25 protein-coding genes are annotated in these 26,314 nt (G+C 70.0%); 21 read left to right on the forward strand and 4 right to left on the reverse strand.

Annotated elements, in window-relative coordinates; all coding sequences use genetic code 11:
* Positions 1 to 42: 42 nt before the first annotated feature.
* From NQV15_RS02775 to NQV15_RS02820, 10 genes are all read left to right on the forward strand, one after another.
* A complete protein-coding gene (locus tag NQV15_RS02775) occupies positions 43 to 321 on the forward strand; it encodes a MoaD/ThiS family protein (protein ID WP_232398080.1) in 279 nt (92 codons plus the stop codon).
* Positions 322 to 432: 111 nt separating this feature from the next.
* Entirely contained in the window at positions 433 to 633 is a 201-nt protein-coding gene (locus NQV15_RS02780; RefSeq protein ID WP_232398081.1) for a cold shock domain-containing protein, read from the forward strand.
* Between the two features lie 108 nt (positions 634 to 741).
* Positions 742 to 2,568, forward strand: coding sequence for a hypothetical protein (locus NQV15_RS02785; protein ID WP_232398082.1), 1,827 nt, complete (start codon positions 742 to 744; stop codon positions 2,566 to 2,568).
* The gene (locus NQV15_RS02790; RefSeq protein WP_232398083.1) at positions 2,565 to 2,765 is read left to right on the forward strand and encodes a hypothetical protein; all 201 of its coding nucleotides are present in this window, start codon (positions 2,565 to 2,567) and stop codon (positions 2,763 to 2,765) included. Before NQV15_RS02785 ends, NQV15_RS02790 begins: the two co-directional genes overlap by 4 nt.
* On the forward strand, positions 2,762 to 3,229 hold the full coding sequence (locus NQV15_RS02795; RefSeq protein WP_232398084.1) for a cupredoxin domain-containing protein: 468 nt from the start codon (positions 2,762 to 2,764) through the stop codon (positions 3,227 to 3,229). Before NQV15_RS02790 ends, NQV15_RS02795 begins: the two co-directional genes overlap by 4 nt.
* Positions 3,226 to 4,479: a hypothetical protein gene (locus tag NQV15_RS02800; protein ID WP_232398085.1), complete on the forward strand. Its 1,254-nt coding sequence runs from the start codon at positions 3,226 to 3,228 to the stop codon at positions 4,477 to 4,479. The genes NQV15_RS02795 and NQV15_RS02800 overlap by 4 nt, the downstream gene beginning before the upstream one ends.
* A gap of 22 nt (positions 4,480 to 4,501) precedes the next feature.
* A complete protein-coding gene (locus NQV15_RS02805; protein ID WP_232398086.1) occupies positions 4,502 to 5,059 on the forward strand; it encodes a dihydrofolate reductase family protein in 558 nt (185 codons plus the stop codon).
* A 182-nt stretch (positions 5,060 to 5,241) separates the two neighbouring features.
* Positions 5,242 to 6,873, forward strand: a complete 1,632-nt coding sequence (gene groL, locus NQV15_RS02810; protein WP_232398087.1) for a chaperonin GroEL — start codon at positions 5,242 to 5,244, stop codon at positions 6,871 to 6,873.
* Positions 6,874 to 7,082: 209 nt separating this feature from the next.
* Entirely contained in the window at positions 7,083 to 7,652 is a 570-nt protein-coding gene (locus tag NQV15_RS02815; protein ID WP_232398088.1) for a nucleotidyltransferase family protein, read from the forward strand.
* A gap of 12 nt (positions 7,653 to 7,664) precedes the next feature.
* On the forward strand, positions 7,665 to 8,795 hold the full coding sequence (locus NQV15_RS02820; RefSeq protein WP_232398089.1) for an XdhC family protein: 1,131 nt from the start codon (positions 7,665 to 7,667) through the stop codon (positions 8,793 to 8,795).
* A 9-nt stretch (positions 8,796 to 8,804) separates the two neighbouring features.
* Here the strand turns inward: NQV15_RS02820 and kynA are convergent, their stop codons facing one another.
* On the reverse strand, positions 8,805 to 9,656 hold the full coding sequence (kynA, locus tag NQV15_RS02825) for a tryptophan 2,3-dioxygenase (protein WP_232398090.1): 852 nt from the start codon (positions 9,654 to 9,656) through the stop codon (positions 8,805 to 8,807).
* Between the two features lie 43 nt (positions 9,657 to 9,699).
* On the opposite strand from kynA, the gene NQV15_RS02830 reads away from it, so the two are divergent.
* The 3 genes from NQV15_RS02830 to NQV15_RS02840 are packed head-to-tail and all read left to right on the forward strand — an operon-like array spanning position 9,700 to position 12,208.
* The gene (locus NQV15_RS02830) at positions 9,700 to 10,617 is read left to right on the forward strand and encodes an ATP-binding cassette domain-containing protein (protein WP_232398091.1); all 918 of its coding nucleotides are present in this window, start codon (positions 9,700 to 9,702) and stop codon (positions 10,615 to 10,617) included.
* Positions 10,614 to 11,432: an ABC transporter permease subunit gene (locus NQV15_RS02835; RefSeq protein ID WP_232398092.1), complete on the forward strand. Its 819-nt coding sequence runs from the start codon at positions 10,614 to 10,616 to the stop codon at positions 11,430 to 11,432. The genes NQV15_RS02830 and NQV15_RS02835 overlap by 4 nt, the downstream gene beginning before the upstream one ends.
* A 50-nt stretch (positions 11,433 to 11,482) precedes the next feature.
* Positions 11,483 to 12,208 (forward strand): acyltransferase, encoded by a 726-nt coding sequence (locus NQV15_RS02840; RefSeq protein WP_232398093.1) that lies wholly within the window; start codon positions 11,483 to 11,485, stop codon positions 12,206 to 12,208.
* Between the two features lie 23 nt (positions 12,209 to 12,231).
* Here the strand turns inward: NQV15_RS02840 and NQV15_RS02845 are convergent, their stop codons facing one another.
* Both NQV15_RS02845 and NQV15_RS02850 read right to left on the reverse strand, forming a co-directional pair.
* A complete protein-coding gene (locus tag NQV15_RS02845; RefSeq protein WP_232398094.1) occupies positions 12,232 to 13,806 on the reverse strand; it encodes a glycosyltransferase family 2 protein in 1,575 nt (524 codons plus the stop codon).
* Positions 13,803 to 15,719 (reverse strand): methyltransferase domain-containing protein, encoded by a 1,917-nt coding sequence (locus NQV15_RS02850; protein ID WP_232398095.1) that lies wholly within the window; start codon positions 15,717 to 15,719, stop codon positions 13,803 to 13,805. Before NQV15_RS02850 ends, NQV15_RS02845 begins: the two co-directional genes overlap by 4 nt.
* Before the next feature lie 130 nt (positions 15,720 to 15,849).
* Between NQV15_RS02850 and surE the strand changes: the two genes are divergently transcribed.
* The 4 genes from surE (at position 15,850) to NQV15_RS02870 (ending at position 20,106) form a co-directional block, all read left to right on the forward strand.
* A complete protein-coding gene (gene surE, locus NQV15_RS02855; protein ID WP_232398096.1) occupies positions 15,850 to 16,764 on the forward strand; it encodes a 5'/3'-nucleotidase SurE in 915 nt (304 codons plus the stop codon).
* Positions 16,765 to 16,815: 51 nt separating this feature from the next.
* A complete protein-coding gene (locus NQV15_RS02860; RefSeq protein WP_232398097.1) occupies positions 16,816 to 18,102 on the forward strand; it encodes a GAF domain-containing protein in 1,287 nt (428 codons plus the stop codon).
* Positions 18,103 to 18,176: 74 nt separating this feature from the next.
* Positions 18,177 to 19,700, forward strand: a complete 1,524-nt coding sequence (gene adh, locus NQV15_RS02865; RefSeq protein ID WP_232398098.1) for an aldehyde dehydrogenase — start codon at positions 18,177 to 18,179, stop codon at positions 19,698 to 19,700.
* A gap of 16 nt (positions 19,701 to 19,716) precedes the next feature.
* On the forward strand, positions 19,717 to 20,106 hold the full coding sequence (locus NQV15_RS02870) for a DUF779 domain-containing protein (RefSeq protein ID WP_232398099.1): 390 nt from the start codon (positions 19,717 to 19,719) through the stop codon (positions 20,104 to 20,106).
* Positions 20,107 to 20,129: 23 nt separating this feature from the next.
* On the opposite strand, the gene NQV15_RS02875 is transcribed toward NQV15_RS02870, so the two are convergent.
* Positions 20,130 to 21,425, reverse strand: coding sequence for a Wzz/FepE/Etk N-terminal domain-containing protein (locus tag NQV15_RS02875; protein ID WP_232398100.1), 1,296 nt, complete (start codon positions 21,423 to 21,425; stop codon positions 20,130 to 20,132).
* Between the two features lie 416 nt (positions 21,426 to 21,841).
* On the opposite strand from NQV15_RS02875, the gene NQV15_RS02880 reads away from it, so the two are divergent.
* Genes NQV15_RS02880 through NQV15_RS02895 form a run of 4 tightly spaced genes read left to right on the forward strand, consistent with a single transcriptional unit; the run spans position 21,842 to position 26,276 of the window.
* On the forward strand, positions 21,842 to 22,654 hold the full coding sequence (locus tag NQV15_RS02880) for a sigma-70 family RNA polymerase sigma factor (RefSeq protein ID WP_232398101.1): 813 nt from the start codon (positions 21,842 to 21,844) through the stop codon (positions 22,652 to 22,654).
* The gene (locus tag NQV15_RS02885) at positions 22,639 to 23,163 is read left to right on the forward strand and encodes an adenylyltransferase/cytidyltransferase family protein (RefSeq protein ID WP_232398102.1); all 525 of its coding nucleotides are present in this window, start codon (positions 22,639 to 22,641) and stop codon (positions 23,161 to 23,163) included. The genes NQV15_RS02880 and NQV15_RS02885 overlap by 16 nt, the downstream gene beginning before the upstream one ends.
* A 33-nt stretch (positions 23,164 to 23,196) precedes the next feature.
* Entirely contained in the window at positions 23,197 to 24,621 is a 1,425-nt protein-coding gene (locus NQV15_RS02890) for a sugar transferase (protein ID WP_232398103.1), read from the forward strand.
* A gap of 53 nt (positions 24,622 to 24,674) precedes the next feature.
* Positions 24,675 to 26,276 carry an AMP-binding protein gene (locus NQV15_RS02895; protein WP_232398104.1) on the forward strand — a complete coding sequence of 534 codons (1,602 nt, stop codon included), beginning with the start codon at positions 24,675 to 24,677 and terminating at the stop codon, positions 26,274 to 26,276.
* Positions 26,277 to 26,314: the final 38 nt, after the last annotated feature.

Below are 26,314 nucleotides of genomic sequence, written 5' to 3' on the forward strand. Positions count from 1 at the left end.
GCCCATCCATCGTCTGAACCGCAGTAGCCGTCAAGGAGCATCATGAGCATCAACGTCCGCATCCCCACGATCCTGCGCACCTACACGCAGGACCAGTCCCAGGTGGCCGCCGAGGGCGCGACCCTGGTCGAGGTCCTCGACTCGCTCGAGTCGAGCTTCCCCGGCATCCGCGCCCGCGTCGTCGACGACGAGGGCAAGCTGCGCCGCTTCGTCAACATCTACGTCGCCGAGGAGGATGTCCGTTTCTCGGAGGGCCTGGACACGCCGACCCCCGACGGCTCCCAGGTCTCGATCATCCCGGCCGTCGCCGGAGGATGCTGAGCTCGAGAGGACAAGACCCGGCGCTGGTGGAACGGTGCTGATCTCGCGATAGGCTCATCGCATCGGGCCCTCGGCAGGTGGCCCGTTCATGTTCAAGGTGGGAGTGGCGGCATGGTGCAAGGCACCGTCAAGTGGTTCAACGCTGACAAGGGCTACGGGTTCATCGAGGTCGAGGGTCAGGACGATGTCTTCGTCCACTGGTCCAAGATCGCGTCCGATGGCTACAAGACCCTCGAGGACGGCCAGAAGGTCGAGTTCGAGGTCATCGACGGCCCGAAGGGTCGCGAGGCGCAAGAGGTCATCGGACACTGAGTCCAGCACAGCCCGGTCCGGGGGGACCGGGTTTTTTTGGTGCCGGGCCAGACGCCAGCCGTGTAACTGACAGTTGCAATGAGACATCGCCGGTGACATACTCCCGGTATGTTCATCTCAGCAGCGGATCCCGAGAGCACTCCGGTCGGTGGTGCCGAGCTCCAGCAGGTCGTGTGGCTGTCGGTCGCCGCGACGGTCGTGACGATCGTCCTGCTGGTCGTCGCCTGGGCCCATCGCACGCATCGCATCGAGTGGTTCGACCGGCTCGGCCGGCGCCTCGGTGCACGGCACGACGAGCCGGGCTGGTCGACGATCCCCACGATGTTCGTGGCGAGCTCGTTGATCGTGGCGCTGCTGGGATTCATGTGGGACGTCAGCCTGCACGCGGGCCGTGGCCGTGACGCCGGACCGCTGGCGAACCCGGCCCACTACCTGATCCTGTACGGGCTGTTCGCCCTGTTCGTCGCCGGCATGGCGGCGATCGTCTACCCCCGCGACGGGGAGAAGCCCGGCGTCGCGGCGGTGCGCATCACCCGGCACTGGTACGCCCCGGTCAGCGGCATCTTCATCGCGGCGTGCGGACTGTACGCCCTCATCGGCTTCCCGTTGGACGATGTCTGGCACCGCCTGTTCGGCCAGGACGTCACGCTGTGGGGCCCCACCCACCTGATGCTGATCGGCGGGGCGGGTCTGTCCACGGCCGGCATCATCCTGCTCAACCGTGAGGCCGAGATCGCGATGCGGCTGCGCGGCAAGGCCGTGCCCACGTGGCTGCGGACCATCATGACGTCCACCGCCTTCGGTGCCCTGCTCATCGGGCTGTCGGTGTTCCAGGCCGAGTTCGACTTCGGCATCGCCCAGTTCCGCATGGTGTTCGCGCCGATGATGATCGTCGCGGCGGCGGGCCTGACGCTGGTCGCGGCACGGCTGTACATCGGACCCGGAGCCGCGATCGGTGCCGCGATCTTCTTCCTGCTGATGCGCGGCATCATCTCGTTCATCGTCACCGACGTCATGGGCGAGGCGCACCACGTGTTCCCGCTCTACCTGGGCAGCGCCGTGCTGGTCGAGCTCCTGGCGATCTCCCGGCTCCGGAACCGGCCGCTGGCCTTCGGAGCGGTGGCCGGACTGCTGATCGGCACCGTCGGCCTGGCCATCGAGAAGTTCTGGAACGACCGGGTCTTCCAGTTCCCGTGGAGCCAGGACATGTGGGTGGAGGGACTGGTCATGGCGGTGCCCGTCGCGATCGCCGCCGGCCTGTGCGGCTCGCTGTTCGCGATGGGCCTGCAGGGTCGCCTCCCGGCCAAGAACGTCGGGCGGGTCATCGTCACGGCCTCCGTCGTGGTGCTGGCCGCCGGGGTCGCGAACGGCCTGCACGCCACGGTGCCCAAGGACGCCACCGCGTCCTTCGAGCTGACCCAGGTCGGCACGACCGAGGAGCCCGCGGTCTCGGCGCAGGTCACGCTCTCGGACGGGGTCGTGGACGACGACCCGACGTGGGTCCAGATCACGGCCTGGCAGGGCGGCGGCGCCGGTGTCGTCACCGACCGCCTCCGTCGCACCGGCGAGAACACCTTCGAGTCGACCAAGCCGGTCCCGGTGGGCGGCAACTGGAAGACCCTGCTGCGCGTCCAGGACGGCCGCACGCTCGCCGCCGTCCCGATCTTCCTGCCCGCCGACGCGCCGCTCAAGGCCAAGGAGGTGCCGGCCGAGGCCTCGTTCACCCGCGACTTCGTCCCGGAGATCGACATCCTGCAGCGCGAGCGCACCGACGAGCACCCGGCGTGGATCTGGGCCGCGGCCAACATGGTCGTCCTGCTGTGCAGCCTCGGGATAATCCTGGGCATCTGCGTCTCGGTCTCGCGGGTCGCCCGCTCGATCGAGGAGCACGAAGCAGCCGACGGCGCCGAGCGTGCCCCTACCCTGACGTCATGAGTCCCGGGGATCAGCTGCTGGCCCACCACGTCGCCCTGCTCGCCATCCCGGCGATCGTCCCGGCGGTGATCGTGGTCGGGATCGTGCTCTACATCGCCCGCAAGGACCGGCGGGAGGAGCGCGAGGAGCGCGAGCTCCTCGACCGCGCCTTCGAGTCCGACGACCTCGACGACCCCGACGACAAGGAGAACCCGTGAAGACCTTCGCCGCCGTATGTGCCACCGCCCTGCTGCTGGCAGGTTGCGGTGGCTCGTCCGACGACGAGCCGTCCGCCGACCCGACGGCCCCCGCCCCGACGGCCGCCGCCCCGACGGCCGCCGCCCCGACGGCCGCCGCCCCGACGGCCGCCGCAGCGGCGCCGACGTCCCGGCCGGCCGAGGGTGACGACGCCGAGACCGGCGTCGTCGACATCGTGATCAAGGACGGAGCGGTGACCCCGCAGGGCGGTCGGGTCGAGGTCAAGGTCGGCCAGGAGGTCACCTTGAAGATCACCTCGGACGCCGCCGAGGAGATCCACGTGCACTCGGACCCCGAGCACAGCTATGAGGTCGCGCCGGGCGAGTCGCTCACCGAGTCGTTCACGCTGAAGACGCCGGGACAGGTCGCGGTCGAGGCCCACCACCTCGGCGTGACGGTCGTGCAGCTGGTCGTCCGACCGTGACGGTGCCGTCGCTGGTCGGCGGCGGCCTCGCGGCCCACGGTGTCGGCGGGTCGACCGATCTGCCCATCCCGTTCATCTACGCGATGGTGGGCGCCTCGTGGGCGCTGACGATCTCGTTCGCCGTGCTGGCGCTGGCTTGGAAGACCCCGCAGTTCGCCGACGAGCCGGAGCCGAAGCCCCTGCCGCCGCGTCGTCCGTGGCTCGCGGCACTCGGGCTGGTGCTGGCCGCGTGGGGATTGGTGGCGCTGTTCGGCGGCCCCTCCGACGCCTCCAACGGAGGGCTGCAGGGGTTCTACATCTTCGTCTGGGTGGGTCTGGTGCCGCTGGCGCTTGTGGCCGGGCACGTCTGGCGAGACCTGTCGCCGTGGCGGACGTTGACCGGGCGTGGGATCTGGGAGTACCCCGAGCGCCTCGGCTACTGGCCGGCAGCGGCCGGTCTGTTCGCCTTCGTCTGGCTCGAGCTCGCCTCGCCCGATCCGGGCGATGTCGGGGCGGTGCGCGCGTGGGTCGCGCTCTACGCCCTCGCGATGCTGGCCGGCGGCATCGCCTTCGGGCCACGCTGGTTCGACCGGGCGGACCCGTTCGACGTGTACAGCGCCGTCGTGTCCCGGCTGTCGCCGTTCGTGCGGGACGGCCGCTGGACGCTGCACAACCCGCTGCGGACGCTGCCGCAGGTGCCGGTCGCGCCGGGCCTCGTCGCCGTGCTGGCGGTGCTGCTGGGCTCGACCGCCTACGACAGCTTCTCGGCGTCGTCGTTCTGGCAGGCCAGGACGCTGTCGACCGTGCAGCAGACCGCGACGCTGCTCGGGTTCTGCGCCGTGGTGGGCGTCCTGTTCGTCGCGGCGGCATCGGCCACGGGGGGAGTGACCCGCGCGCAGCGGCGTGCTCTGCCGGGGCTGCTGGCGCACTCCCTGGTGCCGATCGTCGTGGGATATGTGTTCGCGCACTACCTGACGTACCTGGTGGAGAAGGGCCAGACGGCGTTCTTCGCCCTGCTGGACCCGCTCGGGCGCGGATGGGCGCCGTTGGGCTCGCCCGATCCGAGCTACTTCCTGTCACAGCACACCTCGACGCTGGCAGCGCTGAAGGTGACCTTCGTGGTCATCGGCCACGTGCTCGCCGTGATCGCGGCGCACGACAAGGCCCTCGCGCTGCTGCCCCGGGCGCACCGGCTGAGCGGCCAGCTGGCGATGCTGGTGCTGATGGTCGCCTACACGTTCACGGGTCTGTACCTCTTGTTCTCCGTCTGAGGCTCGTCCTACCGTCGACTCCATGGCGACGATCTACAACACCGCGACGACGCTGGACGGCTTCCTGGCCACGACCGACAACTCCCTGCAGTGGCTGTTCGACGTGCCGGGCGCCGACGACGAGGAGGGCGGCATCGAGGGCTTCCTGTCCGGCATCGGAGCCATGGCGATGGGCGCGACGACGTACGAGTGGGTCGTCGAGCACGAGTCGCTGATGGATCGGCCCGCGACGTGGACGGCTTGGTACGGCGACCGTCCGGCGTGGGTGTTCACGCACCGCGACCTGCCGGTCGTGGCCGGCGCCGACATCCGGTTCACGCAGGCGCCGATCGAGCAGGTGCACGCCGAACTCGTCGCGGCGGCCGGCGATCGCGACGTGTGGCTGTTGGGCGGTGGCGACCTGGTGGGACAGTTCGCCGATGCCGGCCTGCTCGACAAGATCACGGCCACCATCGCGCCCGTGACGCTCGGGGCAGGTGCCCCGCTGTTGCCGCGTCACCTGGGCGCGGACCGGCTGAGCCTCACGTCGGTGACGCAGCGCGGCCAGTTCGCCGAGCTGACCTACGACGTGAGTTCGTGATCCGATTGCGCGACGTGGATTAGCACTCGTATAGTGAGAGTGCTAGACAAAGCACCAGTACCTCGATCAGGTCGATGAGGTTGTGGGTCGCGGCGAGAAGGGTTCGCCAACACCGCAATCGTCCGTCGCGGGCATCACCTGATCAACCCCCCACGTGGACAACAAGTCGGAGAAACGTACACATGGCAAAAACCATTGCTTTCAACGAGGAAGCCCGTCGCGGCCTCGAGCGCGGTATGAACCAGCTCGCCGACGCCGTGAAGGTGACGCTCGGCCCGAAGGGTCGCAACGTCGTCCTGGAGAAGAAGTGGGGAGCCCCCACGATCACCAACGACGGTGTCAGCATCGCCCGTGAGATCGAGCTCGAGGATCCCTACGAGAAGATCGGCGCCGAGCTCGTCAAGGAGGTCGCCAAGAAGACCGACGACGTCGCCGGTGACGGCACCACGACCGCCACGGTCCTGGCCCAGGCCCTCGTCCGCGAGGGTCTGCGCAACGTCGCGGCCGGCGCGAACCCGATGGGGCTGAAGAAGGGCATCGAGACCGCCGTCGAGGCCATCAGCGCGCAGCTGCTCAGCATGGCCAAGGACGTCGAGACCAAGGAGCAGATCGCTTCGACCGCCTCGATCTCCGCCGCTGACACCACGGTCGGCGAGATCATCGCCGAGGCGATGGACAAGGTCGGCAAGGAAGGCGTCATCACGGTCGAGGAGTCGAACACGTTCGGCATCGACCTGGAGCTGACCGAGGGCATGCGCTTCGACAAGGGTCACCTGTCGGGCTACTTCGTCACCGACCCGGAGCGTCAGGAGACCGTCCTGGACGATCCCTACATCCTGATCGTCAACTCCAAGATCACCTCGGTCAAGGACATGGTCCCCGTCCTCGAGAAGGTCATGCAGTCCGGCAAGCCGCTGGTCATCATCGCCGAGGACATCGAGGGCGAGGCCCTCGCGACGCTGATCGTCAACAAGATGCGTGGCACCTTCAAGTCCGTCGCCGTCAAGGCCCCGGGCTTCGGTGACCGCCGCAAGGCCATGCTGGCCGACATCGCCATCCTCACCGGTGGCGAGGTCATCAGCGAGGAAGTCGGTCTCAAGCTCGAGAACGCCGACCTGACGCTGCTCGGCACGGCCCGCAAGGTCGTCACGACCAAGGACGAGACCACGATCGTCGAGGGCGGTGGCTCCGACGACCAGATCGCCGGCCGCGTCAACCAGATCAAGGCCGAGATCGAGAACAGCGACTCCGACTACGACCGTGAGAAGCTCCAGGAGCGTCTGGCCAAGCTCGCCGGTGGCGTCGCCGTCATCAAGGTCGGCGCTGCGACCGAGGTCGAGCTCAAGGAGCGCAAGCACCGCATCGAGGACGCCGTCCGCAACGCGAAGGCTGCCGTCGAGGAGGGAATCGTCGCCGGTGGTGGCGTCGCCCTCGTCCAGGCTGCTGCCGCTGTCTTCGAGAAGCTCGAGCTGACCGGCGACGAGGCCACGGGTGCGAACATCGTGCGCGTCGCCGCTTCGGCCCCGCTCAAGCAGATCGCGATCAACGCCGGCCTCGAAGGCGGAGTCGTCGCTGAGAAGGTCACCAACCTGCCCGACGGACACGGCCTCAACGCCGCGACCGGCGAGTACGTCGACCTGATCGCGGCCGGCATCATCGACCCGGCCAAGGTCACCCGCTCGGCGCTGCAGAACGCAGCCTCGATCGCGGCACTGTTCCTCACCACCGAGGCCGTCGTCGCCGACAAGCCGGAGCCTGCTCCGGCCGGCGGAGGCGCCCCGGACATGGGTGACATGGGCGGTATGGGCTTCTAGTCACTCGTTGACCGAAGAACCACCAGCACCAGCGAAGGCCCCGCAGGACGCGCAAGCGTCCAGCGGGGCCTTCGTCGTCCCGCCACAGCACCCCGCGAGTGGCGCAAACCCACCCGCGAGTGGCGCATTGTGGACAGAATGAGACGGCGTGTCGTCCCAATCTGCGCCACTCGCGGGTGGGTTTGCGCCAGTGGCGGGATGATGGGGGAGTGCCTCGCGTCGTCGGACTCCTGCTCGCTGCTGGTGCAGGCCGGCGCTTCGGCGGTCCCAAGGCGCTCGCGCGAACCGATGGGGAACCGTGGGTCATCAGGTCCGCCCGCGTGCTGCGGGACGGGGGATGCGATCCGATCGTCGTGGTCGTCGGCGCAGCGCGGGACGACGTCGCCGCCCTGCTCGACGACACCGTGACGGTCATCGACGCACCGGACTGGGCTGCCGGCATGGGCGCCTCGCTCCGGGCGGGAGTCGCGGCCGTCGTCGCGCTCGATGCCGACGCCGTCCTGGTGCACCTCGTGGACCTGCCGGACGTCGGCGCCGATGTCGTGGGTCGTCTCGTCGCGCACGCGGCACCCGATGTCCTGGCCCGCGCCGACTACGGGCACGGGCCAGGACATCCTGTGCTGATCGGCCGTGACCACTGGGTGGGCGTCGCAGACGCCGCGACCGGTGATCGGGGTGCCCGCGACTACCTGGCCCGTCACGCGGTGACCCGTGTGGACTGCTCGGACCTCGCGGACGGCACCGATGTCGACGCGCCGCCACCTATGCTGGGCCGATGACGAGGCAGCGCCGTGCGTGACGTGATCGCCGAGCTGCTCGCCGCCTGGGCGGACGGCTCCACGGTCGGCCTGGCCACCGTGGTCGGCACGGAGCGCTCGGCCCCGCGTCCGGCCGGAGCGGCGCTGCTGGTGCTGGCCGACGGGACCGTGTGCGGATCGGTCTCCGGCGGGTGCGTGGAGGGCGCGGTGCACGAGCTCGCGACGGAGGTGATCGCGTCCGGCCGTCCGATCCTGCAGCGATTCGGCTACAGCGATGAGGACGCCTTCGCGGTGGGACTGACGTGTGGTGGCATCGTCGACATCTTCGTGGAGCCCGTCTCGGCGGAGGTCTTCGCCGAGCTGGCCGGGGTCGCGGACGACATCGCGGCAGGTCGCCCGGTGGCGGTGGCGACGGTCATCGAGCACCCGGACCCGGATCGCGTGGGCCGGCGGCTCGTCGTGCGGTCCGATGCCGCCGAGGGCGGCCTGGGTGACCCGCGCGCCGACGACGCCGTGACCGACGACGCCCGCGGGCTGCTCGCGGCGGGCACCACGACCGTGCTGACCTACGGCCCGGACGGGCAGCGGATGGAGACCGGGATGCGGGTCTTCGTGCACTCCTTCCAGCCCCGCCCCCGCATGATCGTGTTCGGCGCGATCGACTTCGCGGCGGCGCTCACCCGGCAGGGCGGGCTGCTCGGCTACTCCGTCACGGTGTGCGACGCCCGCCCCGTGTTCGCGACGGCCGCGCGGTTCCCGGGCGCAGACCAGGTCGTCGTGGCGTGGCCGCACCGCTACCTGGCCGAGGAGATCGCAGCCGGCCGCATCGACCGCCGGACCGTGCTGTGCGTCCTGACGCACGATCCCAAGTTCGACGTGCCGGTGCTCGACGTGGCGCTGCGGCTGGACGGCGACCGGCGGCCGGCGTTCATCGGTGCGATGGGCTCCCGCACGACGCACGAGAAGCGGCTCGCCCGGTTGCGGGAGACCGGGCTGGCCGACGAGCAGCTCGCCCGGCTGTCGAGCCCCATCGGCCTGGATCTCGGCGGGCGCACGCCTGAGGAGACCGCCGTCTCGATCGTCGCCGAGATCATCGCGACGCGCTGGGGCGGGACGGGTGCCCGGCTCGGCGACACCACCGGCCGGGTGCACCACGACGGGTGATCCCGACGGTCACAGCCGGGTGCGGACGTCCAGGAGCTCGGGGAAGAAGGTCAGCTCGAGGGCCTTCTGCAGGAAGTGGACACCCGACGACCCGCCAGTGCCCCGCTTGAAGCCGATGATCCGCTCGACGGTCTTGAGGTGGCGGAAGCGCCACAGCTGGAAGCTCTCCTCGACGTCGACCAGCTCCTCGCACATCTCGTAGGCGTCCCAGTGCTCGTGCGGGGACGCGTAGATGCGGCGCAGCGCCTCGGTCACGCCCGGATCCGCGGCGTACGGCTGGGAGACGTCCCGGTCCAGCACCCGCGCAGGGATGTCGTGACCGCGCCGGGCCAGGAAGTGCAGGAAGGCGTCGTACAGGCTGGGCGCCTCCAGATCGGCCTGCAGCGCATCGTGCAGCACCGGGTCGTGGTCGAAGACCGCCAGCATCTGCGCATTCTTGTTGCCGAGCAGGAACTCCACGGTGCGGTACTGCGGCGACTGGAAGCCCGATGCCCTGCCCAGCACATCGCGGAACTGGACGTACTCGACGGGCGTCAGCGTCTCCAGCACCGACCACTGCTCGAACATCTGCCGTTGGATCGCCTTGACCCGCGCCAGCCGCTTGAGCGCGGGGGACAGGTCGTCGTGCGTCACCAGGTCGATCGCCGAGCGCAGCTCGTGGATGAGCTGCTTGAGCCACAGCTCGGTGACCTGGTGCTGGACGATGAACAGCATCTCGTCGTGGTGGTCCGAGATCGGCTGCTGCGCCGACAGGAGCGTCGGCAGCTGCAGGTAGCCGGCGTAGGTCAGCTCGCCGCGCAGATCGGTCGCGACTCCGTCCTCGATCGGCCGGACGACCCGTTCGTGCTCACGATCAGTCATGTCAACCACGGTATGCCCCGTCCGTCCGTGGCAGGGTGGGCGCATGGCGCTCATCGAGGCTCGGTCGCTCGGCAAGTCGTTCGGCACCCACCGGGCGGTGGAGGACCTCTCGTTCACGGTCCGTCCCGGTAGCGTGACCGGGTTCCTGGGGCCCAACGGATCGGGAAAGTCCACCACGATGCGCCTCATGCTGGGGCTGGACCGGGGAGAGGGCGTCACGACGTACGACGGCCTGACCTTCGGCGAGCTGGACCACCCCATGCGGCACGTCGGGACGCTGCTGGAGGCCAAGCCGTTCCATCCCACCCGCTCGGCGCGCAATCACCTGCGGATGCTCGCGGCACCCAACCACATCCCCGACCGCCGGGTCGACGAGGTCGTCGAGATGGTCGGCCTGACCGGCGTCGCAGGCGGCAAGCCGGGCAAGTTCAGCCTCGGGATGGGACAGCGGCTGGGCATCGCCGCGGCGCTGCTCGGCGATCCGGGCACCCTGATCCTGGACGAGCCGAGCAACGGGCTGGACCCGCAGGGCATCACCTGGCTGCGCAACCTGCTCAGGTCCCTGGCCGCCGAGGGGCGCTCGGTGTTCGTGTCCAGCCACCTGCTGCAGGAGATGGGCGTGCTGGCCGACCAGCTGGTCGTGATCGGCCGGGGCCGGATGCTGGCCAACGGCCCGGTCCGGGACTTCGTGTCGCACAGCAGCCTCGGCTCGGTGACGCTGCGCACGCCCGACGCCGCGCTGTTGCGCCCGGCCCTGGACGCGATGGGTGCCACGACCACCCCAGACGGGGACGACCTGGTCGTCCGCGGCGTCACCGCCGAGCAGGTCGGCGATGCGGCGCAGGCCGTTGGAGCCCGCATCCACCAGCTCACGACCCGGCAGGCGACGCTCGAGGAGGCATTCCTCGAGGCGACCGGGCTGTCCGAGGAGTTCCGCGGGACCCAGGGGGAGCCGTCATGAACGACGCGCTGCGCTACGAGTACCTGCGCCTGCGGACGATCCGGTCGACGTACTGGCTGATCGGCACCGCGCTGGCGCTGCAGCTGGTGTTCGCCGTGCTGATCGCCTGGTCGCTCGAGCGCTCCACGACGTTCGCAGGCGGCGACGAGACCTTCCGGGTGCTCGCGACGATCGGCGGCTCGACCGGCGCCCCGCTGCTGATGGCCTACGTCGTGGGCCTGCTGGGGGTGTTCTCGACCGGCCACGAGTACCGGCACGGCATGATCCGCGCGACCCTCACGGCGATCCCCAACCGTACGCACGTCTTCTGGGCCAAGGTGATCTCGACGGCCGTGATCGCCGCCGTGACGGCGGTGCTGTGCGTCATGATCGGGCTGCTGTGCATCGCCGTCTACGGGCTCGACATGCCCAGCAGCGCGGCCTTCGTGGAGACCACCGCCGGCATCGTGCTGTACACCGCGCTGTTCGCGCTGTCGGGCCTGGCGTACGCCGCGATCGTGCGCAACCAGACCGCGGCCGTCGCGCTGCTGATGCTGGTGCCGAGCCTGCTGGAGTTCATCATCCAGAGCATCGTGGTCATCATCAAGACCAACTCCGCGGACCCGCGCGGCTCGGGCGGCATCACCGAGATCCTCAAGTACCTCCCGTACGACGCCGGCAGCCAGATGTACGTCCAGTCGTCGATCGACGGCTTCGTGCAGCAGGCCCTCGGTGCCGAGCCGTTCGGAGCCCTGGGCGGTGGGATCGTCATGGGGGTCTTCGTGGCGGCCCTGCTCGCGACGGGATACACCCTGTTCCTGCGCCGCGACGCCTGAACCGGCGGCCCGGTGGCGGGTCGCGGAAGCCGCGCCGGGATGATGCGAGGGTGCATCCGACCGCGAACCCGGCCCTGACCCCCGCCCACCGTGAGCGGTTGCGCTCGGCCGGCGTCGAGGCGGCCGCGCTCGACGGCCAGGAGTGGACGCGCCTCACCGAGGGCCTGCCGGACTGGTGGCACGACCTGGGCAACGCCCTGTACCTGGCGGACCGGGCCTGGCTGCCCGAGCACGTCGTGGCCTCGCTCGGGATCTTCCCGGTCAAGGACGTCCTGATCGTCGTCGGGGCCCCCATGGAGTGGCTGTCCTCCCTGTTGGTCGGCGGCGACTCCGCGACGGTGTTCTTGGGCCGTGACGTCGTGCTGACCGCCGGTGAGCTGTACTGCGGCGTGAGCTCGGCCATCGTCCTGCACGGTCCGGTCGTCGGCACCCGCAGCGCGATCGTGGACGCCCGCAACGGCGGGAGCGTCGTCGCCGGGCCCGATCAGCTGTGGGCGGCCAACGTCTACATCGCGACCGACGACATGCACCGGCTCGAGGACCGCTCCACGGGTCAGCGCCTCAACCCGTTCGGTGCGGACATCCGCCTCGGCTCGCACGTGTGGCTGGGCCGGGAGGCCGTGGTGACCGGGCACGTGCAGATCGGCGACGGATCGGTCGTCGGGATGCGCAGCCTCGTGCGCGGCCAGAAGGTTCCCGCGCACACCGTCGTGGCCGGCACACCTGCCCGGGTCGTCCGCGAGGACGTGACCTGGAGCCACGACGACGTCCCGTGACGGCGTCGTGGCTCCAGCAGCACTCAGGCCAGACGGCTGCGGTACCGGTCGCGCTTCTTGCGGAAGTTGCCCCACCGCTTGTACATGATGTCGCGCTCCCAGGGGTGTACGTGCGGGACGCGGGTGATCGACTCGAAGTGCCACAGGACGACATCGGCGAGCCACACGATGCGGCGCCCGGTGCGGGCCACCTTCAACGAGAAGTCGATGTCGTTGAAGTTCATCGGGAGGATCTCGCTGAACCCGCCGATCTCGTGGAAGAGCTCGGAGCGGATCGCGACGCAGGCCCCCGTGACAGCCGTGACCTCGCGGTTGATCCGCAGCTCCGGGTCGTGGGTCCCCTCGTCGAGGACCTTGTAGTGCATGTGCGAGATGTCGCCGTCGCCGTAGGCGACGCCGGCGTGCTGGATGCGTCCGTTCTCGAACAACAGCTTCGGCCCGGTGAGGCCGACACCCTCCTCCCGCAGCGGCGCGATGAGGTGCCCGATGGTCTCGTCGGACTCGGCCTGCACATCGTCGTTGAGGAACAGGAGCACCTCGCCCGAGGCGTGCAGGGCACCGACATTGCACTTGGCGCTGAAGTTGAACGGCTCGGCGAAGTGCACCAGGACCAGGTTGACGTCCGGCACGGCCTGCAGCTCGGCCAGGACCTCCGGCGGGGTGTCGGTGTCGTAGACGATGACGAACTCGAGCGCCTCGTGGCGGGTGTTCTCGCGGACCGAGCGGACCGCCTCGACCAGGAAGTTGCGGGTCGAGCCCCACACCCGTCCGCTGGTGCCGCGGGTCGGGATGATGATGCTGGTGGGAGTGGTCAGGTCGGGCTCGCGCTCGACCCGGTAGTGACCGATGTCGACCTGGCGGGAGACGGTGCCGGGGATGCCGAGCCGGTCGAGCTGGTCCTGCACCGCGCGCATCCCCGCCGTCACGGCGTAGGGCTTGGCGTCCTCGTCGCCCGCGGCGGAGCCGGGGATCATGCGCCAGTGGTACAGCACCTGCGGGATGTGGTGGATGCGTCGTGCGCGCTCGGTGACCCGCAGGACGAGGTCATGGTCCTGGGAACCGTCGTAGCCGGGGCGGAAACCGCCCACCTCGCGCACCAGGTCGGTGCGCAGCACCGAGAAGTGGCAGGTGTACATCCCGTGCCGGAGCCGCTCGGGTGACCAGTCCGCCTTGGTGAACCGGTGCGCCAGGCGCCCGCCGGGCAGCATCTTGTCCTCGTCGCTGTAGAGGTAGTCGATGTCGTCCGGATGGGCGCGAATGGCCCTGGCCATCTCGGCGAGGGCGTTGGGGGTCAGCAGGTCGTCGTGGTCCAGCAGGGCGATGAACGGGGCGGTCGCGGCGGCGACCCCGTCATTGGAGGCCGCGACGATCCCGCCGTTCTGCTCGCGCAGCACCAACCGGATGCGGGGGTCGCGGGCCGCCTGGGCCTTCAGCTCGGGAACGACCCGCTCGTCGGGGGAGCGGTCGTCGACGAGGATCCACTCCCAGTCGCCGAATCGCTGGGCCAGCACCGAGTCGACGGTGTCGCGGAAGACGTCGACGGGGACGTTGTAGACCGGGGTGACGATCGAGAACAGGGGCGTGGCCTGCCCGCTCATCGGCGACGCTTCCGGCCGAGCGGCGCGAAGGGGCGCACGACCTGGCTGCCGACCCGCCACGAGGTGGATGCCTTGACCGAGGTCAGCTGCTCCTGCAGTCGCAGGGCTCGCTCCTTGTGCCGTCGTGACTCGCGCTGCGCGCGTGCCAGCCGGTCGCGCAGCGCCTCGAGCTGGGCCACGAGGCCGACGGTGTGATCGCGGTGGGTCAGGGCCATCCGTCGCTGCTCGAACCGCAGCGCCTCGTTCTCGGCGCGCAGATCGGCGTTCGCGGCGGACAGCGACTCCACGACCTCGCGCAGGGTCTGCGGCGTGTCCGCCGACTCCACGGATCCGGAGTCCTCGGGCGGGATCATGTTGCTGAGAGAGCTCACGCTGTTCCGTTCTCTTCGTGCTCTGGCCGGCTGGGGATGACGAGGTGTCGTCGGCCAGACGTGTGACATGTGGATCGACTCTTGGTCGAAGAAGGTGCGGAGCCAGTCCGCCGGCGCGTCCGGCTGGGCCAGCCGCAGGAGGAAGTCGGCCGACTCGCCGATCGTCGTGCCGCACAGCCAGACGGGACGCCGGGACGTCACCAGGTCGTAGGCCAGCCAGAAGGCTCCTCGACGGCGGACCAGGTCGCCTGCAGCCGGCGTCGGCTCCAGCTCCCACTCCTGGTCGAAGGCGGCGAGCTCGCCGTCCTCGCGGATCAGGACGTTGCGCGGGATCAGGTCCCACGGCACCGGCTGCTGGTCGCTCGTGGACCGCTCGACGAGCGAGCTCCACCCACGGATCAGGTCGCGCGCCGCGTCCAGGTCCGTGCAGTCGGCCAGCGCCTGGGTCAGGGGCGTCCCCCGCATGAGCGGCTCGGTGTGCGGACGCAGGCGCAGGGGCCCGTCGACGGGCGGCGCGTCCGGGAACGTCAGGCTCCGCTCGACCACGGGCCCGGAACCATCGCCTGGCAGGACGCGGTTGGTGGCCGACAGGCTCGCGCGCCGGCCGAGCGACCAGAAGGTGGCAGCGGCAGGCAGCGCCGGCTCTGCGGCCGAGGCGATGGCCACGAAGCCGTTGACCGACTCCCCGGCGGTGCCGGCGTCGACGGCGGCCGACCACAGGCGCCCCTCGGCGGTGTCGTTCGCGCGAGGCCCGTCGTACGTCGGGCTCGGGAAGCTCGGCAGCACGCGCAGCATGCTCGGGGCGAGGGCCTCGAGCCGCTCGACGTCGAGCAGCGTCCGGGCGGTGCGGTGGTCGGGGAATGCGCCCAGGACGACCGATGTCATTCCGGCGCCTCGGACGGCCCGCTCGATCTCGTCGCGTGACGCGCGGGGCAACCGGTCGTCGCCCGACGGAGCCAGGGTCGGTGTGGCGTCGCCGGCCAGGAACCGGACCCCGTCGGTGTTGTCGACCGCCAGGACCAGACGCCCGCCCGGCGTGAGGAGTGATCGGCACTGTTGGATGAACGAGGCGAGGTCCGCGCCGCGTCGCTGCACCTCGCCGAGCACGTCGACGGCCACGATGAGGTCGTACCGGGGCTCCGTGGGGACGTCGTCGATCCAGCCGACGCGGACGTCGACCGACGGCAGGTCCGAGCACCGGTGGGCGACCACCGCTGCCAGCGCCGGATCGGGCTCGATGGCATCGACCATCGCGCTCGTCTCGCCCAGGTGCCGCGTCACGGCTCCGGCACGGGCTCCGACCTCGAGCACGATGGCGTCACCGTGCGGTGGCAGCGCGCGCAGGATGTTGGCCCGGACGGTCGACAGGTGGTACCTCTCGTGCCAGGTCGTGCAGGCCAGCTCGATCTCGTCGCTGGCGGTCGACAGGTCCGTGCAGGACCTGAGCAGGTCCAGCAGGTGGGCGGCATGGCTGCCTGCGTCGACGTCGTCCTGTGAGGGCGACCTCAGGGTGGCTGAGCTCAGTGGTGTCGCCGCGGTCATGGCCCCTCCCTCGGTCTGCCGGAGCCGGATGTCGGGTCAAAACTATACTGTTGGCCGACCGTACGACGCGGCGACGGGCATTCCGGGACGATCCAGCACCTCGGACCCACCCCGAGGACAGGACTGAGCAGTGCTCCATCACGCCCGACGATCCAGAACGACTGTCTCCGCAGTCGTCCTGGCCTGCTGCTCCCTGCTGCTGGCCGCGTGCAGCGGCGGCTCCGGCTCCGATGCACCGCCACCCCGTCCGACGCCGGTGAAGGGGCCCTTGTCGATCCTGCTGGTCAACGACGACGGCTGGGACGCCCCCGGCATCACGGCTGCGTACGACGCGCTGACAGCGGCCGGGCACGAGGTCACGATGGTGGCACCCGCCGCGAACCAGAGCGGGCGCAGCATGGCGTCCGGCGTCGAGTCGCTCACCGTGACGCAGCCGGATCCCGGACAGCCCAAGTACGCCGTCGACGGCACACCGGTGGACTCCCTGAACGTGGGGCTGTTCGGGGTGCTCGCGAACGACCGGCCCGACCTGGTCGTGTCGGGCATCAACCTGGGCGCCAACGTCGCGGCCAACACGAACTACTCCGGCACGGTCGGAGCGGCCTCCGCCGCGGCGGAGGCGGGCGTCCCGGCCGTGGCCGTCAGTGCCGACACCGACACCGACGGTCGGGCGGACTTCGCCGATGCGTCTCGAACCGTCGTCGAGCTGGTCGACTCCCTCGCCGCGGACGGCTTCGACGGGCTGGGCCGGGCGGGCTTCCTGAACGTCAACGTCCCCGCCGAGACCGCCACCCGCAAGGCCCCACGGGGCATCCGGGTCGCACGTCTGGCGGCCGGTGGTCCGCGGACGGTCAGGTACGAGCAGTCCGGCCCGACCACCTGGACGCCGCAGTTCACCTACGACCCCCGCGTCGGGAGCCCGTCGGCCGATGCCGAGGAGCTGGCCGATGGCTGGACGACCGTGACGTGGCTGACGGCCTCACGGGTGTTCCCGGACTCGCGACGCAAGCAGGTCGACAGGCTCGTGGACCAGCTGGAGGAGTGAGCTGGGCGCGAGACCGTGACCTGAGTCACATCGCCACCTAGACTCGGTGGCATGGCCGCACCCCACGATCTCGCGATGCCCCCCGGCGCGGATCCGGCGGCGCTGTCGCAGTACCTGAACCGGGCGCACGACACATTCGTCACCACCGGATCGGCCGACCCGGCGCTGCGCAGGCTGGTGCGTGAGTCCTGGCGGCGCAGCGTCGCCGGCGGGCTGGATCCCGAAGGGGCCTTGGCCAGCATCCGGCTGGACGAGGAGGCCCTCGGGGCGATCCGCGATGCGCATCCGCTGGCCGTGGGCATGCCGGTCATCCGACGGCTGCTGGTCGACAGCGCCGCCGATGCCGGCCTGCTGGTCGCGGTCAGCGACGCCGCGGGACAGCTCTTGTGGGTCGAGGGTGACGGTGCCCTGCGCGCGCTCGCGGAGGGCATGCACTTCGTGCCGGGCGCGGACTGGAGCGAGTCCAGTGCCGGCACCAACGCTCCCGGTACCGCGCTGGCGCTGGATCGTCCGGTGCAGATCTTCGGACCCGAGCACCTGGCCCGGCAGGTCACGCCGTGGAGCTGCTCGGCCGCACCGATCCACGATCCCGACACCGGCGCCGTGCTGGGGGTCCTCGACCTGACCGGCGGGGACGAGGTCGTCACCCCGCAGAGCCTCACCCTGGTCCGTGCGACGGTCGCTGCCGTCGAGGCCGAGCTGCGGATCGCCCGGCTGAGCCCGCCGGCCCACGATGTGCTGGCCCCCGTCGCGTGGACGTTGCCGGGCCTGGACGTGCTCGGCGGTCACGGCGCGACACTGCGCCACGGCGCGACCACGACCCGCCTCAGCCTGCGCCACAGCGAGATCCTGCTGCTGCTCACCGAGTCGGCCGACGGCCTGACCACGTCGGAGCTCGGTGTCGCCCTCAGCGACGACGACCAGGCGCAGGTCACGGTGCGGGCCGAGCTCTCCCGGCTGCGCTCGGTCCTGGGTCCCATCGAGCTGGCTTCGCGGCCCTACCGCCTCGCGACGTCGGTCCAGACCGATGTCGCGTCGGTGCGCCGCGACCTGGCCGACGGGCGTCTGCGGCGGGCGGTCGCCCGGTACCGAGGCCCGGTCCTGCCGACCTCCGTTGCGCCGGCGGTGGAGCGTCTGCGCGACGAGCTGCACATGCACGTGCGGTCGTCGCTGCTGGTCAGCGACGACGCCGATGCTCTGCTGTCGTTCGCCGACACGACCCACGGCCGTGACGACTTCGAGGTGTGGGAGCGGGCGCTGTCGATCCTGCCCGCCACCTCGCCGCGCTACGCGCAGGTCCTGGCCCACGTGGAGCGCCTCGACGACGAGCTGGGGTGAGCCGGCGGCGCAACGTTGCGGCAACGGGGATGTGACTACCGTCACGTCGTCCCCACGAACCGCAAGGAGCTCTCATGACCGTGTACGCCCAGCCAGGCACCGAGGGAAGTGTGGTGTCCTACCAGTCCCGCTACGACCACTGGATCGGCGGCGAGTACGTCGCCCCGGTCAAGGGCCAGTACTTCGAGAACGTCTCCCCGGTCACCGGAAAGGTCTTCACCGAGGTGGCCCGCGGCACGGCCGAGGACATCGAGGCCGCCCTCGACGCCGCCCACGCGGCGGCACCGGCCTGGGGCAAGACCTCGGTGGCCGAGCGCTCCAACATCCTCAACCAGATCGCCGACCGCATCGAGCAGAACCTGGAGATGCTCGCGGTGGGCGAGACCTGGGACAACGGCAAGCCGGTGCGCGAGTGCATGGCCGCCGACCTCCCGCTGGTGGTCGACCACTTCCGCTACTTCGCCGGCGCGATCCGGGCCCAGGAGGGTTCGCTGTCCCAGCTGGACGACCAGACCGTGGCGTACCACTTCCACGAGCCGCTGGGCGTGGTCGGCCAGATCATCCCGTGGAACTTCCCGCTGCTGATGGCGACCTGGAAGCTGGCACCGGCGCTCGCGGCCGGCAACGCCGTGGTGCTCAAGCCCGCCGAGCAGACGCCGGCGTCGATCATGCTCCTGATCGATCTCATCGGTGACCTGCTGCCGCCGGGTGTGGTCAACATCGTCAACGGCTTCGGCGTCGAGGCCGGTGCGCCGCTGGCGTCCAGCTCGCGCATCCGCAAGATCGCCTTCACCGGCGAGACGACGACGGGGCGCCTCATCGCCCAGTACGCGAGCCAGAACCTCATCCCGGCCACCCTGGAGCTGGGCGGCAAGAGCCCGAACATCTTCTTCGAGGACGTGGCGAGCAAGGACGATGCGTTCTACGACAAGGCGCTCGAGGGCTTCGCGATGTTCGCGCTGAACCAGGGCGAGGTGTGCACGTGCCCGAGCCGTGGCCTGATCCAGAACTCGATCCTGGAGCAGTTCCTGCCCGCCGCGACCGAGCGGGTCAAGGCGATCAAGCAGGGCAACCCGCTGGACACCGACACGATGCTGGGCGCGCAGGCCAGCAACGACCAGCTGGAGAAGATCCTGTCGTACTTCGAGATCGGCGTGCAGGAGGGCGCCCGCGTCATCACCGGCGGTGAGCGGGTCGATCTCGGCGGCGATCTGTCCGGCGGCTACTACGTCGCGCCGACGATCTTCCAGGGCAACAACAAGATGCGGATCTTCCAGGAGGAGATCTTCGGCCCGGTCGTGTCGGTCACCGGCTTCGAGGACTACGCCGACGCGATCGACATCGCCAACGACACGCTGTACGGACTGGGAGCCGGCGTGTGGTCGCGGGACGCGAACACCGCGTACAAGGCGGGCCGGGACATCCAGGCCGGCCGGGTGTGGACCAACTGCTACCACCAGTACCCGGCCCACGCGGCCTTCGGCGGCTACAAGTCCTCGGGCATCGGCCGCGAGAACCACAAGATGATGCTGGACCACTACCAGCAGACCAAGAACCTGCTGGTCTCGTACGACGAGAACAAGCTGGGCTTCTTCTGATGATGGGACGAGGCTGATGGCGGTCGACCGGGTCGCCATCACCCCGGAGGCTGCGGACCTGCTCCGCAGCCTCCGGGACTCGCACGCCGTGCCGCTGATGTTCCACCAGTCGGGTGGGTGCTGCGACGGCTCCGCCCCGATGTGCTTCACGCAGGGCACCTTCCTCACCGGCCACCAGGACGTCCATCTCGGGGACCTGGTGTACGGCGGGCCGGAGCCGGCACCCGTGTGGATCTCGCGCGAGCAGTTCGCCTACTGGTCGCACACGCACATCACGATCGACGTCGTGCCGGGGCGCGGTGCGGGATTCTCGATCGAGGGCCCGACGGGCAACCGGTTCATCATCCGGTCGCGGGTGTTCACCGAGGAGGAGATGTCCGAGCTGGCGACGTACGCGGCTCCGTGACAGCCCGGGGTGAGGGTCGCGCGTCAGCGGTGCAGCGTCACCAGCTCGGAGCGCTCCGGGAACAGCGCCGTCAGCGCGATGTCGACGCCCTTGGACTTCAGCAGGCCGGTCAGCCGGTTGAGGGCCTCGGCGTCGTCGGTCGTGGAGCGCGCCAGCACGACCGAGTCGGACCGGGTGGCCAGTGCGACCTTGTTGGCGTCCGAGGACAGGCGGGTCGTGTCGATGATGACGATCTCGCCGGCCCACGAGACCCGCTTCTTCTCGGTCGGCCAGCCGCGGCTGATCTTGCCCTCGTTGATCGCGCCGGCGTCGACGAAGCGCGCTGACCGGCCTCGGCGGGAGAGGGCGTCGACGAGCTCCTGGCCCGGTGTCAGCGCCCGACCCGGGTCGTCCTCGGCGTCGACCATGATCAGGAACGGGTCCTCGATGCCCAGATCGGCGGGGATCTTGAGCATGAAGGCCGCGATGTCCCAGGTGTCGGCGCGGTTGATGTCCTTGGTGCCGTCCAGGACGATCTGCTCGCCGAGCGACTGCAGGCCGTCGGCGCCCCCGATCTCAGAGCTCTGCTGGTCCTTCTTCAGCAGGGCGAACGGGATTCCGGCCAGCAGTCCGAGGAGCAGCCCGGCCAGGCCCAGCGTCACGGCTCCCGGTGTCGAGGAATCGTTCGGCGGCTGGGCGCTGCCGACGATCCGGCCGGGGGTCGGGTCGATGTTGCCGAGCTCCGCGAGCTTGTTGCCCAGGGCGTCGGCCTGGACACCGAACGCGCGCTGGCGCAGCACGCCGGCGTTCTCGGGCAGGTCGGCGCTGGCCTGGACGGCGGCGAGCTGTTCCTGCGCGGCCGTCCTCAGCCGTTCGACCTCGGCGGCGGCGTCGTCGCGCCGCGTCAGCAGATAGGCCTCGGCCACGGCATCGGCAGCCGCGGCCGCCTGACCGGCGGAGTCGCCGGTGAAGCGGATCGAGAGGATCAACGAGTCGTCGGGCGACTGGACGTCGATGGCGTCGCTGATGTCCTTGGCCGAGATCGCGTACCGGGGCTTGAGCGCCTTCGCGGCCGCCTGGGCGACCTCCGCAGAGGTCACGATGCCGGCTTCGGTCGGCATGCTGATCGATCGGGCCGAGTCGATCGACGAGCCGACCGGATCGGCGGAGATCGGGTTGACCGAGACCGTCGAGGTCGCCTCGTACCGAGACGGCACCGCCAAGGACACCGCAGCTCCCAGCAGGAGGCCCACGCCGGCGGCGGCGGCGACGACGCGCCAGCGCCGGCGAAGGGTGTCTCGCATCTCGGTGAGCTGAACGGGCTGCGGAGCTGTGACCATCGGGAGTGTCCTTGAGTCTGAACAAGATCCCGGGACCGGGTCCTGTACTGATGAGGAGGGGTCCGGCCGGTGGCTATGACGTCGCGGGCCCGAATTTCCGCGCTGAGGTGTAAATCACAGTTACCACCGTTGTCCGGGTCAGGGAGACATCCTGTGGCAAAAAAACATTGCCGACCCGCTGGGATCCCGCCTGAGTCGTCGGTTCGGGCCACGTCCGAGGATGCTCGATGCCGACATTTATTTATTTTGGGGCCGCAGTTGCAGTGAAAATATGCCATTCTCCCATCTGGCGTCGCGTCCGATCACATGGCAGGCTGCGATGGCCGACACCATCGGCCGCACGTCAACCGGGCCCTACATCGCCCGGGCGAACACAAATCCAGGGGACTCTCATGCACCACGTTGACGCTGTCAGCGTGTCCGATACCGAGCTGCAACTCGTTGATCTCGACGACGGGTCGCTCTTGGCCATGGCACGCACCGGCCACCAGGAGGCCTACGCCACCTTGTTCTCGCGGTACGGCTATGCCGCGCACCGCCTGGCCAGGCATCTGGGCCAGAAGGAGGACTCCGACGATGTCGTGTCGGAGGCCTTCGCGCAGGTCCTGGACCTGCTGGGCCGGGGCAAGGGGCCGGACCGGGCCTTCCGCGCCTATCTGTTCACGACGGTGCGCAACGAGTGCGCCCGCCGCGCCAAGGCGCGCAAGCGTGTCACCCCGACCGACGACATGCAGCAGATCGACACGCCGGTGGCCTTCGGCGGGGGCCAGCTCGACGCCTTCGAACGCTCGGCGATCCGAGCGGCGTACGAGTCGTTGCCGGCACGTTGGCAGACCGTCCTGTGGCACCTGGACGTCGAGGGACGCAAGCCCCACGAGCTCGGTCCGATGCTCGAGCTGTCGCCCAACAGTGTCTCGGCCCTCGTGTACCGGGCCCGCGCCGGCCTGAGGCAGGCCTATCTGCAGCAGCACGTCAAGCAGGACCGGCCCGGCGACGAGCGCGCCTGCCAGGAGAACCGGGGCAAGCTGTCGGGCTTCGTGCGGGGCACGGCCTCGGCCCGCGAGCAGGAACGGGTCCACGCCCACCTCCAGTCCTGCGGCGACTGCATGGCGGTCTACCTCGACCTGCAGGAGGTCAACCGCGAGGTCGGCACGGTCGCCGCGCCGCTGGCCCTCGCCGTGGCAACGGGCGGACTGTCGGCTCTGCTTCGGCGGTGGAAGAACGCCTGAACCGCCGTCACGATCCGGCGCTCCCTGGCTCTTCACTGAAGACACCGAGTGAAGGCATGGACCCAGTGAATGATGCGCGCCACATGTACGACGTCGGATACTGCAGCGGCGCATTCGACATGTTCCACGTAGGCCAGCTCAACCTCCTGCGCCGTGCCCGCAACCGGTGCCGCCACCTGGTCGTCGGCGTCGCGAGCGATGAGTACCTCGAGAGCGTGAAGGGCCGCGCGCCGGTCGTGCCGTGTGACGAGCGGATCGACATCATCTCCGCGCTGGGCATCGTCGACGAGGTGGTCATCGACCGCTCGCAGGACAAGCTGGCGATCTGGCAGCAGCGTCCCTTCGACGTGATCTTCAAGGATGGTGACTGGCAGGGCACACCGAACGGCTACCACCTCGAACGGGTGATGGGCAGTGTCGGCGTGGACGTGGTCTACTTCCCGCACACGGACCGCCCCGCCAGCTCGATGCTGCGGTCCTACCTGCTCGAGGGCGGCGCCGTCGAATGACGGTGTCCGATCCGGCCGGCAAGGGGCTCTGAGGTGGTCGCGGTCGACATCAGCGCCCCCTTGCAGGGCATGGACGTCGATGCCCGTACCGAGGTGCCGCGGCTCCCGTGGCCGCGCCGCGCCGGGAGCGTCCTCGTGCGGCAGGGCGTCTCGGGCTATCTCGCTGCCCTCGCCGTCTCGTGGTACCTCGCGGCCCGGCAGTTCGAGCTGCCCCCGGGCTGGACGGCCGGTGTCCTGGTCGTCACCTCGTCCTGGCTGCTGTACAGCTTCGCCGCGCTGCCGGCCTTCGAGCGGGCGCGGTCGTTCAGGCCGCCGTCACGACTCGTCGGGCTGGTCGGCACCGTCACCGTGGTGCTGATGATCGCGGGGGCCGAGAACTCCACCACCGTGCGGAGGGCGACGGTCGCGACCCTCGCGGCGGCTGCCGTCCTCGCCCTGTCCTCGGCGCTGCACCGTGTGGTCCTGCGCCACACGCCGACGATCCTGGTGGGCCACATCGACTCGGTGGATCACCTGCAGCGCCGATGGGCGAGGCGCAAGGACGTCAACGTCGTCGCGACGTGCTCGTGGCGGGCGCCGCACGAGCTCGCGCCCGCCGGAGCGGTGTCCGACCACAGCTTCCCCGAGATCGTGCGGGATGTGCTGGCGGCTGTTGCCGAGCGTCACGCGACATCTGTCGTGATCGCCAGCAGCCGTGCCTTCTCCAATCCGGCGCTGCGGCACCTCGCGTGGGCGCTGCAACGGGCGGAGGTGGAGTGCCTTGTCGTCGCCGACATGAGCGATCACGTCGAGTACCTGAGCCCGCGGCGGGTCGGCGACCAGATCGCCCTGTCGCTCCGGCCGCCCAACGACCACCTCATGTCCCTACTGGCCAAGTCGGTGCTGGACCGGGTGATCGCGGGCATCGCCCTGATCGTGCTGTCACCGCTGCTGCTGCTCATCGCGGTGCTCATCCGCGCGGGCTCGCGTGGGCCCGCGATCTTCCGCCAGGAACGGACCGGCCGTGACGGCCGGCCGTTCACGATGTTCAAGTTCCGCACCATGGTCGTCGACGCCGAGGAGCGCCTCGCGGGGCTGCGCGCCGACAACGAGGGCGCCGGTCCGCTGTTCAAGCTGGCCGACGATCCCCGCATCACCGCCTTCGGACGGGTGCTGCGGCGCACCTCGCTGGACGAGCTGCCCCAGCTGGTCAACATCGTCAAGGGCGACATGTCGCTGGTCGGCCCCCGCCCCGCCCTGCCGGCCGAGACCTCCCAGTACAGCTCGTGGGTCTGGCGCCGCCTCCACGTCAAGCCGGGACTGACCGGCCTCTGGCAGGTCAGCGGGCGCTCGCGGCTGTCGTGGGAGGACTCGATCCGGATCGACCTGCAGTACGTCAACAACTGGAATCTCAGGCTCGACCTGGCGATCCTGGCCCGCACCGTCCGAGCGGTGCTCTCGCGGGACGGCGCGATGTGAGGCGACGCCGTGACGGCAGGCAAAAGCGGTAACTCGTTGTTACACTCGCTGGCATGACCGACCTCGGCTACACGTTCAAGGTCCTCCAGCGGATCGGGTTGCTGCAACCGGTCATGCCCCACCGTCTCCTGGGAGCTGGCCTGGAGCTGGCCAAGTGGGGACCCGGGCTGCCCTCGGGTGTCGGCTCCGCGGCCAAGCGGTACCCGCAGCGCACGGCCATCATCGACGACGCCGGCGAGCTGACATGGGCGGAGCTGTCCGGGCAGGTCAACCAGCTGACCCAGGCGTTGAAGGACCGTGGTGCGCGCCCCGGCGACTCGATCGCCGTGCTGGCCCGCAACCACCGGTTCCTGGTCATGGCGCTCGTCGCGACGATGCAGCTGGGCGGGCGGGTGCTGCTGCTCAACACGATGGCCAGCCGGTCGCAGCTCGGCGAGCTCGTCCAGCGTGAGGACGCCACCGTCGTGATCCTGGACCAGGAGTTCCTGGAGGTCGCGCAGGACGTCGACCGGTCGCGGCTGGTGCTGGCCTGGGCCGATGACGATGCGCCGGACGACCTGCCGACCGTCGCGACGATGATCGACGGTCAGCCCGCCCGAGCCCACCCCAAGCCCGATCGGCACGGTCAGATCATCATCTTCACGTCCGGGACCACGGGGTTGCCCAAGGGCGCCCGGCGCGAAGAGCCCAAGAACCTGCTGCCGCTGATCGCCTTCTTCGGGTCGATCCCGTACCGCGGTGGCTCGACGGTCGCGCTCGCGGCGCCGCTGTTCCACTCCTGGGGCCTGCTGAACTTCGCCTTCGGCCTGTCGACCGCGCCCACCTACGTCCTGCGCCGCACGTTCGACGCCGAGCAGGTGCTGCGCGACATCGAGTCGCACCGTGCCGAGGTCCTGGTCGTGGTCCCGCTCATGATGCAGCGCATGACCGACGTCGATCCTGCCGTCATCGAGCGGACCGACGTGTCATCGCTGCGCATCACCGCCACCAGCGGATCGGCGCTCGCCGGGGAGCTGGCCAATCGCTACATGGATCTGTTCACCGACTCGGTCTACAACTTCTACGGGGCGACCGAGACCGGCTGGGTGACGATCGCCGGCCCCGAGGACCTGCGGGAGGCGCCCGGCACGGCCGGCACGCCACCGTTCCGGACGACGGTCAAGATCCTCGACCCGGACGGGCGCGAGCTGCCCCAGGGTGAGACCGGCGTCATCCACGTCGGCAACGACATGCCGTTCGGCGGCTACACCGACGGCAACACCAAGTCGTTCGCCGACGGCCTGATGAGCACGGGCGATCTGGGGCACTTCGACGAGAACGGACGCCTGTTCGTGTCGGGCCGCGACGACGACATGATCATCTCCGGTGGCGAGAACGTCTTTCCCCGTGAGCTCGAGGACGCGCTGATCGAGCACCCCGATGTGTCCGACGTGGTCGTGACCGGCATCCCGGACGAACGCTTCGGCCAGGTGCTCGCGGCCTATGTCGTGCTGAACCCCGGTGCGACGCTCAGCGAGGACGAGGTCAAGGCCTACGCCAAGGGCAAGGTGGCCCGGTTCGCGGTGCCGGCCAGGACGGTGTTTCTCGACGAGCTGCCGCGCAATGCCACCGGCAAGGTCATGAAGCGCGAGCTCCCCGAGATCGAGCAGTCCTAGAGCATCACGCAGCCTGACGGGCGCGCTGGCGTCGCTGT

The sequence above is a fragment of the Aeromicrobium wangtongii genome, from assembly GCF_024584515.1.
In the GTDB taxonomy this organism is placed as follows: domain Bacteria; phylum Actinomycetota; class Actinomycetes; order Propionibacteriales; family Nocardioidaceae; genus Aeromicrobium; species Aeromicrobium wangtongii.